Genomic DNA, 7520 nt, shown 5'->3' with positions numbered 1-7520 from the left:
ACGACTCGGCGACGATCCGGCGCTCGCGCAGCTGCCCCCACCCCTGGCCGAGGCCGGTTCAGGAGCTCTTGGTGACCTCGATCCGCCAGCAGCACCTTGGCGAGGTCGACGCCGTGGGAGCGGGCGACGGCGAGTCCGAGGTCGGGCATCCCCACGACCGCCGTCCAGGTGCCGGCGCCGCCAGCCAGTCCAGCAGTAGCCCGGCGTAGGTGACCTCGACCGCGGTGCCCGGGCACAGGCCGCCGTCGGGGAGCAGCGGGAGGAGTTCCTGGTGGACCGGCAGGACGGGGGGTTGGTGACCTCGATGAGGGCGGCCAGGCGCTCGGCCCGAGGCGGCCGTCCGCCTGGCGCGGGCGCGGGTGCGGTCACCGGGTGGTCTCCGAGGGCGGGCCGGCGGGCTCGTCGGGCGGGGGGCGATGCGAATGGTGGCGGGGTCGTAGATCAGCCAGGCCCAGTTCAGGTCCTCGCCCCAGCGGACGTGGGCGACCCAGACGGCGCTGCCCGCGGGGCGGCGCCAGACGGTGAGCAGGTCGGAACACCACCGGCCGCCGATACGCACGTGGACCAGGCGCCAGGTGCGGTCCTTGCGGTACTGCGGCGCGCTCCGCGTCCCCGGCCGGTGCTCGGGCCGGCGCGGACGGCCGTGCGGCGCCCTCCTCGCACGCGCCCACCCCCCTCGGCCACAGCGGAGTGGGTGGCGAGTGCTTCGCCGCTTTATCGCTAGGTGCCTTTCACGGCCTCCGCCACAGGGTCTCCTGCCTCCGCGGTAACCAGCACCCCAGAGGCAGTTCACCCGGATGTCCACTGGTCAGGCGCGGACGCTCGCCTTCTCCTAACTTGAGTCCATGGCCAGCGAACCTTCCCCGTTCCCGCCTCCCGGGGCCACCCGGTGGTGGAACAGGTTCACCACCGGCTTCCTCAAATGGTGGAAGCGGCCGCTGTTCATCTGGTTCAGGCGGAGCACCTTCTGGGTCTTCGTCTTCGTCGCGCTCTTCTACCTGGCCACCAGTTGGAGCCTGGGTTGGAGCCTGCGCTCCTTCAACCGCGCCGCCCAGTACCTGCTCGGATTTGCGAACCCGTTCCACCCGGCCCCCGCGCTCGGCACAGCCCAGCAGGCCATGGCCATCACCCTGCGCGTCTTCGGCTGGATCCTGGTCCCTGCCACCGTCGGTGCCACCGCTGGCGTATGGGCCGCCGAGAAACTGCGCCGCCTGTTCAGCGGACAGAACAGCCAGACGTGAGCGACGTCTTCGTCCTGAGCGGATGGCCAGACGAACACCTGATCTGCGAGCTCTTCCACGAGATCCATGATCGGGACAACGGGCGAACCCGAGACCACTTCCGCGACATCTTCTACAAGCTTCACTGGCAGACGCCAGCTGTCTACAATGCCGCGAACCGCGACCTCGCCTGTAGGAGAGAAACGCTCAGCTTCATCGACCAGACGATCTTTGGCGACCCTACCGGGAAGTGCCCGTTCTGCCGACCTATCGGAACACCCCAGCGCGGCGCGGACCGTTAACCTGCGGATATGCCCCAGCATGGCGCGGGCCGTACCGTGGAGGTGTGCCGAAGTTGAAGCCAGTAGCAAAGCGAACACTCTCGCCCGACGAGCAGCAGAAGGTCGAGGGGCTACTCAACAACGCCGACACGCTCAGCATGTTCGCCAGTGCGCGCCCGGGGGCATCCGAAGCGGACCTTCGTGAGGCTGTAGAAGACTTCGTCCGGAACGTCAGTGAAAGAAACGCCATCGCGGACATGGAACAAGCCTTCTGAGAAGCTCCGACACAAGCCCCCCGGTTCCAGACACCCGAGGGCGTCAGCAGCTTCCGGTCACGAAGGAGGCCCTAGCGCTGGGCCGGTATGACGAGCGTCTCGACCTGCGCCGCCAGGGGCCTGGCATCGACGGGCGCGGAGCGGTGGAGGCTCGGACCGAGACGGGACCCGCGCTGCTTGCTCGGGCGGTGGGCCGCAGCTCCGCCAGCGGAGCGGTGGGCCGCCAGGAGCTCCAGGACCATCGCGGTGACCTGGCCGGCGGCGCAGCCGCTCGACGCTCTGCTCCTCCGAGTATGAGCACGGGTCATCCAAGATCATCCAACTGCCCGTGTGGGCCCACCTTGGCTGGACCCCCAAGATCGCCGAAGCGTGGGACGCAGGCTCGTCGGCTGGACTCCCCTGCAGCTCAGACGGGTTGGCAGGGCACTCCAGCCGGTGACAACAGCCGTGCTTTCCGTGTCGCTGGTGATAAGTAGCGCGCCGACCTGGCGACAACTGCCGCGCCTCGCCGCACCGAGGGCGCAGGTGAACGGTCGCCAGTGGTGACACCAATCGCGCTTTGGCGCATCCTTGCAGGTCAGGATGCGCCTCGGCCGGGCAGGTCAGCACCTTCCCCTCGGCAGCAACTGCGCAGCGAGCGTGGACCACACGCTGCCGACAGCGTGGGATAGGTTGGTGCGGCACTGAGAAAGCCGACGCGGCGCCGGGACAGCAACACTGTCCCGGCGCCGTCGGTCGTTTCACACCGTTGCTGTGAGAGGGCGGGGTCTGCGGCCGGGGCCAGTGCGGTCGGTGGTGCCGCCTCGGGCACCTGCACGACCGGTGCCTCGCCGGGCCCGGCGGCCGCGCGGGCCGCCTTCACCAGTTCGGCCGCGCCCTGCGGCCCGAGGCCTCGCAGTCAGCCGCAAGGCCTCACGAGCTTCCGCGAGGAAGACGACTGACGTCAGGGCCCAGGACTCCATCATGGCGACCGCGGGCCCTGACGGATGCAGAGGCAAACGGAATCAGGCATCGCCGTCCTCGGGCGTGCTCAGGGTCAGGATCTCGCCGAGAGCGATGTAGGTCTGCAGGAAAATGAAGCGGGCCTCATCAATGGTGACCTCGGCGTGAGTGCCTGCGGAGCACCGGGCATAGAGATCGGACAGGGTCCGACGTAGCCGGTCCCGGCGACTCTTGGACGCCGCGCAGGCATGAGTGTGAGCCTGGAGCCGGTTCAACACCTGCTGCTGTCCGACCTTCAGCTCGGCCTCGTCACCTATCTTGTACAGCTCGTCCCTGGCTGGGAACACGTAGTCCGCAGAGGATTCGATCAGCCGACGGCATGTGGTCAGCGCCTGGCTGACAGACTCGGGGTCGCCATCCCGGAGGCGGTCGGAGATACGCTCGATCTTGTCGAGCGCGGTTCCGCTCGCCGCCGCCAACGACCCGTCGACCTTCTCCTGGATGTCCGCGAACAGGCTTGCCTGGAGTTCGCTGAACAGGAGTTCGTGGTAGATCTCGGCAACCAGGTCGTAGACGGTCGCGACAACCTGCCCGCAGATCCCGGTCCACGTGGCCAGGCTGGTTGAGGACTTGACGATCAGACTGTCATGGTTGCCTGACGCTGCTAGGGCCCAGTCGCCCGAATAGTTGCCCCCACCGCGCATGGCATCGATGGCCTGCTGGCGGGACTCGACCTGAGCCTCCACCTTCGCAATCGACGCGGCGTAGAAGGTCCCCTCCTCTTCGTCGGCCCAGCGGCCCGCCCGTCCGATCCACGTCGCCGCCGAACCGTCCATCGAATACCCGCTGCGCTCGAACCCGAGGAACTCCGTCAACTCGGTGTGGCCGACCAACCGGGCAAGCCTGCTCGCCTTCAAGACGACCTCGGACGCCTTCAACCGCTTGAGCTCGATGTCAGCCAAGAGCTCGTCCGCCACGCGCATCGCTTCTTCCTGTCGCCCCACCGCGGACCGCCCGTCTGCTCGAACTCTGTTGGGTGCAGTCGTACCACGCGGGCCCGACACATCTGTCTTGCCTTTTTCGAGGCCCCCGGCGGCCCGGCCCGAACGACACCTCGAACTCACTGCCGCGACCGCTCGCTACGCCCGGCGGATCGCCCCGGAACCGAAGTACTGGACCAGCACCGCGGCGAGGTGAACGGCAGTCTTGGCCTCGGACGGGGTCTCCTTGCGAGTGGGGCGCTGCTTGCCGTGCCGGCTGGTCTGGCCGTCCCACAGCTGCAGCATCATCCGGCGCACCATCTCGATGCCGTTCTGCGGGTCGGCGCCCTCGATCTCGAACACCAGCTTGGGCGCGATCTTCGGCATCTCGCCCAGCATCGTGCCGAGCGTTGCCCGGGCGTGGTTGGGCTGCACGGTGGTGTGGGCCGCCGACTCCACCGCCTTGATCGCCTCGCTGTAGGCCGGGGTGAGGGCGTACGCCTGAGTGATCGCCTCGTGTAGGTGCTCCGAGGCAGAACCCCGCTCCGGTCGGTCCGCGCTTTTGACTGCGGCCTGAAGTGTCCGTGCGACGGCTGGGTCGATGCGGGTCACCAGGCCGCGGCCGTCCGCGCCGACCGTGTAGCGCGAGCGCGCGTCGTCCAGCAGCTGCTGCAGCGGGGTTCGGCTGACAGCGCCCTGCTGGGCAAGCACCGCGCTCACCCCAGCTGCCATATCCAGCAGCCCACCCGCTTTCGGAAAGTCAGCCGTCGGAGTAGCCGGCCGGGCGTGAACGACGGTCGGCACTGGGACGGGCAGCAGGTCCAGTAGGGCGTCGATCGCATCGAGCAGCTGCTCCACCGGCGTCCAGTAGGCGAGGCGCTCTGGGTAGTCGATCTCGCTATGGTCGAAGCCGTCGTCCGTCTCCAGGAGAAGATCGCAGCGGATCGCGACCCTCTGCCACACACCCCCGCCATGGCGCAGCACAGCAGTGTGAAGCCACTCCCGCAGTGGCGCCTCCAGAGCGGCAGAGACGTCCTCGCGCAGGGGAGCAGTGCCACCGTCGCGGTAGGACAGAGGGATCCACGGAATCGTCACCTTCACCGTAGAGGTTCAGCGCGCCGTGCAGCACGGGCATTTGACGGCAACCACCAGGGCAGTGCCCCGGGGCAGTCGGAGCAGGCCTACCCGGCCTCCCAGCGGCTGGCGCGCTACTCCTTCCAGCCCTTAGGCGGCGGCCACGGCGCGCCCCAGGCCACGAGCTGCGCGCGGGTCCGACCGCCCGCGGGAGTATGGACGAGAAGCGTGGCGAGTTGCAGCTTCGTCCTACGCAGGATGACCTCATGAAGATCCGCGCAGGTCAGGTCGGCACGCGTCAGATCCGCTACCAACAAGTGGGCCGGACGCGCCTCAACCCGTCGTCACAACCATTAACCGGGTTAACGCCTCGGTGGCCCGACACGCATGGACGCCACCCGTCCCGTCCATGATGTGGATCTTCTGGAACACTGGCTACGCCCGTAGTACCAGCACCATTGGGAATCAAACGGTGAATCACATGCAGCAATCCTCAGTCCTTGTCGTGTCCACAGACCCTCAGGGGTCCACCGTCTGGTGGGCCGACCGAGTCGGCGATGGACTCCCCTTCGACTTCATGCAGGCCCACGAGGACCCCGCCGGCCTGAAGGTTCTCCGTGACCTCGGCGCCCGGATCCACGTGGTGTGCAACCAGAAGGGCGGCGTCGGCAAGACGACCCTCGCCATCAACACCGCCGCCGTCGTCTACGACACAATCGGCGGCGCCCCGCAGTACAAGCACATCTTCATCGACACCCCCGGCAGCCTCGAGGACGAGCGGCTGCTCGCCGCGTCCCTCGCCATCGCCGACGACGTCATCGTGCCGATGCCCCCCGAGCCGCTGGCCTTCGACCCGACCGCGCGCACCATCGAGCAGGTCATCCAGCCTCGCGAGCTCCCCTACCGGGTCGTCATCAACAACTGGGACCCCCGCGACGGCAAGGCCGACCTCGAAGAAACCCAGCAGTACATCGACGCCAAGGGCTGGCCCAGGACGAACGCGGTCGTGCGCCGCTACAAGCTGCACACCCGCGCATCGGCTGAAGGCCGAGTCGTCACCCAGTACCAGCGCAACCGGGTCGCGCTGGAGGCCCGCGAGGACTTCTTCCGTCTCGCGCTCGAGCTCGGATACGGAGGCCGCTGATGGGAACCCGCACCAGCCTGGCAGCCCTGGCGACGCTGAAGACCGAACCGGTCCCGGGTCAGGGCGCCACAACCGTTCCCTCGGTGGCACCCGCCACTGCAGAGCCCAGCCTCGCGGCCGCCACAGTCCCGCTCGAGGACTTGATCCTCAACCCGTACAACCCCCGCAAGACCCTCAGCCAGGAGGCCATCGAGGAGACGGCGGCGAGCCTCCAGGAACGGGGCCAGCTGCAGGCCCTCGCCGTCGTCACCCGGGAGGCGTTCCTCGCAGCGCACCCGGGCAAGGAAGCCGCCCTTGCCGCGGACACCAACGCTAGCCCCACAGCCCGGTACGTCGTCCTTGACGGAAACCGGCGACTGCGCGCGGCCCGCCTCGCCGTTCTCGACTCTCTGCGCGTCGATCTCAACGACGACCTCGCCGCCACTGCCAGCGAGATGCTCGAGAACTCCCTGATCGCGAACATCTTTCGCGAGGACGTGGCCCCCATCGAGGAAGCCCAAGCCATCCAGGAGCTCCTCGACACCGTCTACGACGGAAGGCAGGCGGCGGTGGCCCGGGCACTGGGTAAGTCCGGGGCGTGGGTGAGCCAGCGACTCGCACTCCTGCACCTGGAGCCAGAGCTCCTGCAGCAGGTTGAGGCCGGCACCTTGAAGGTCAAGGAGGCCAGGTCGATCGGTGCTGCCGCCAAGAAGGGACTCCTTACGCCGGAGCAGCAGGTAGCTGCAGCAGCGGAGGCGATCGCCGCAGCCGAGGTACCCCGAACGAGAGAGTCGACCGTTAACCCGGTTAACGGCACCCCCGTTCCCACCCCGTCTCTCGTCACCGCGACGTCGACCGCAACCGTTAACCCGGTTAACGCTCCGGCTGCGTCGCCCAGCGCCGCCACCATCGGTGCTCCGCGCGAGCCTGTCGTTAACCCGGTTAACACCGAGCTGGCTACGGAACCGGCAGAAAACGCACTCACTGTCAGCATCGACCCCTCCGACATGGAGGGATCGGCCCAGACGATCCGTGCGGCTGTCGGGGATCGGAAAGCTGTAGCCCTGGTACGTGCCCTCATCGAGTCGTTGAAGCACGAGCCTGATATCGACATCGCCGACTGACGGCACACCACCCATGGAAGCCCCGTCCAGTTGGACGGGGCTTCCTGCCGTCGGCGAGCGTCCCTGCCCGCAAACCCAGGAGTGAGGATCTCAGCCCCTCCGAGTAGCCGCCCGCTGCGCCGAGCTGGCCCGCCTGGTCCCACGCCGAGATTGCGTCCGACGCCGCCGAGTAAGGCGACGGAACGCAGAAAGGGCCCGCCTCTCGGCTTCGACGCCGAGGAGCGGGCCCTTCGCTGTACTGCGGGTCAAGCCGAAGCGCAGATGCCGGTACAGCCCAGCCCGATCGCGTGACTGGCTGCGGCGAAGGTAGTCACCCAGTCGCCGGCATGGTGGACCGCGCGGTCGTCCACATACGCGGCCGCGCCGAGCTTGATATTGGTGACCAGGATCAGGCCACCGACTGTGTGCCTTGTCCCGGCACGCTCGTGTCCCGCGAGCAGCATGTCTCGCAGGAGTAGGCGCTAGTAGGGCTTGGTCAGGTTGGTACTGGCGTGGGTATGT

General features: G+C 68.0%; 9 protein-coding genes. 5 read left to right on the top strand and 4 right to left on the bottom strand.

Features of this window, described 5'->3' with window-relative positions; genetic code table 11:
- Window positions 1-845 precede the first annotated feature (845 nt).
- From AA75_RS18760 to AA75_RS47625, 3 genes are read left to right on the top strand one after another with little or no spacing between them, the layout of a single operon-like run.
- Complete coding sequence (locus tag AA75_RS18760; RefSeq protein ID WP_033821249.1) at window positions 846-1241, top strand: hypothetical protein; 396 nt, start codon at window positions 846-848, stop codon at window positions 1239-1241.
- Entirely contained in the window at window positions 1238-1522 is a 285-nt protein-coding gene (locus AA75_RS18755; protein ID WP_033821248.1) for a hypothetical protein, read from the top strand. Before AA75_RS18760 ends, AA75_RS18755 begins: the two co-directional genes overlap by 4 nt.
- 44 nt (window positions 1523-1566) lie before the next feature.
- Complete coding sequence (locus tag AA75_RS47625) at window positions 1567-1776, top strand: hypothetical protein (protein ID WP_149038232.1); 210 nt, start codon at window positions 1567-1569, stop codon at window positions 1774-1776.
- Between the two features lie 1004 nt (window positions 1777-2780).
- Here the strand turns inward: AA75_RS47625 and AA75_RS18750 are convergent.
- From AA75_RS18750 to AA75_RS54020, 3 genes are all read right to left on the bottom strand, one after another.
- Complete coding sequence (locus AA75_RS18750) at window positions 2781-3701, bottom strand: hypothetical protein (protein ID WP_233289082.1); 921 nt, start codon at window positions 3699-3701, stop codon at window positions 2781-2783.
- 156 nt (window positions 3702-3857) lie between these two features.
- Window positions 3858-4799, bottom strand: coding sequence for a hypothetical protein (locus AA75_RS18745; RefSeq protein WP_051812746.1), 942 nt, complete (start codon window positions 4797-4799; stop codon window positions 3858-3860).
- Between the two features lie 107 nt (window positions 4800-4906).
- On the bottom strand, window positions 4907-5086 hold the full coding sequence (locus AA75_RS54020; protein ID WP_368666588.1) for a pentapeptide repeat-containing protein: 180 nt from the start codon (window positions 5084-5086) through the stop codon (window positions 4907-4909).
- 191 nt (window positions 5087-5277) lie between these two features.
- Here AA75_RS54020 and AA75_RS18740 point away from each other — a divergent pair, with 191 nt between their 5' ends.
- Both AA75_RS18740 and AA75_RS18735 read left to right on the top strand, forming a co-directional pair.
- A complete protein-coding gene (locus AA75_RS18740; protein ID WP_199520355.1) occupies window positions 5278-5916 on the top strand; it encodes a ParA family protein in 639 nt (212 codons plus the stop codon).
- Entirely contained in the window at window positions 5916-7019 is a 1104-nt protein-coding gene (locus AA75_RS18735) for a ParB/RepB/Spo0J family partition protein (protein ID WP_051812742.1), read from the top strand. Before AA75_RS18740 ends, AA75_RS18735 begins: the two co-directional genes overlap by 1 nt.
- Before the next feature lie 245 nt (window positions 7020-7264).
- Here AA75_RS18735 and AA75_RS47615 read toward each other — a convergent pair whose 3' ends face one another.
- A complete protein-coding gene (locus AA75_RS47615) occupies window positions 7265-7462 on the bottom strand; it encodes a hypothetical protein (RefSeq protein WP_149038229.1) in 198 nt (65 codons plus the stop codon).
- Window positions 7463-7520: the final 58 nt, after the last annotated feature.

The sequence above is a fragment of the Kitasatospora sp. MBT63 genome (assembly GCF_000710465.2).
Classification (GTDB): domain Bacteria; phylum Actinomycetota; class Actinomycetes; order Streptomycetales; family Streptomycetaceae; genus Kitasatospora.
The sequence above is the reverse complement of the archived record's forward strand: the minus strand, read 5'-3'. Positions and strand labels throughout refer to the sequence as shown.

Excerpts from the sequence above, each read along its gene's own strand:
- AA75_RS18735 (WP_051812742.1), top strand. The coding sequence starts at position 5,916 with ATGGGAACCCGCACCAGCCTGGCAGCCCTGGCGACGCTGAAGACCGAA.
- AA75_RS18750 (WP_233289082.1), bottom strand. The coding sequence starts at position 3,701 with ATGCGCGTGGCGGACGAGCTCTTGGCTGACATCGAGCTCAAGCGGTTG.
- AA75_RS18760 (WP_033821249.1), top strand. The coding sequence starts at position 846 with ATGGCCAGCGAACCTTCCCCGTTCCCGCCTCCCGGGGCCACCCGGTGG.
- AA75_RS47615 (WP_149038229.1), bottom strand. The coding sequence starts at position 7,462 with ATGCTGCTCGCGGGACACGAGCGTGCCGGGACAAGGCACACAGTCGGT.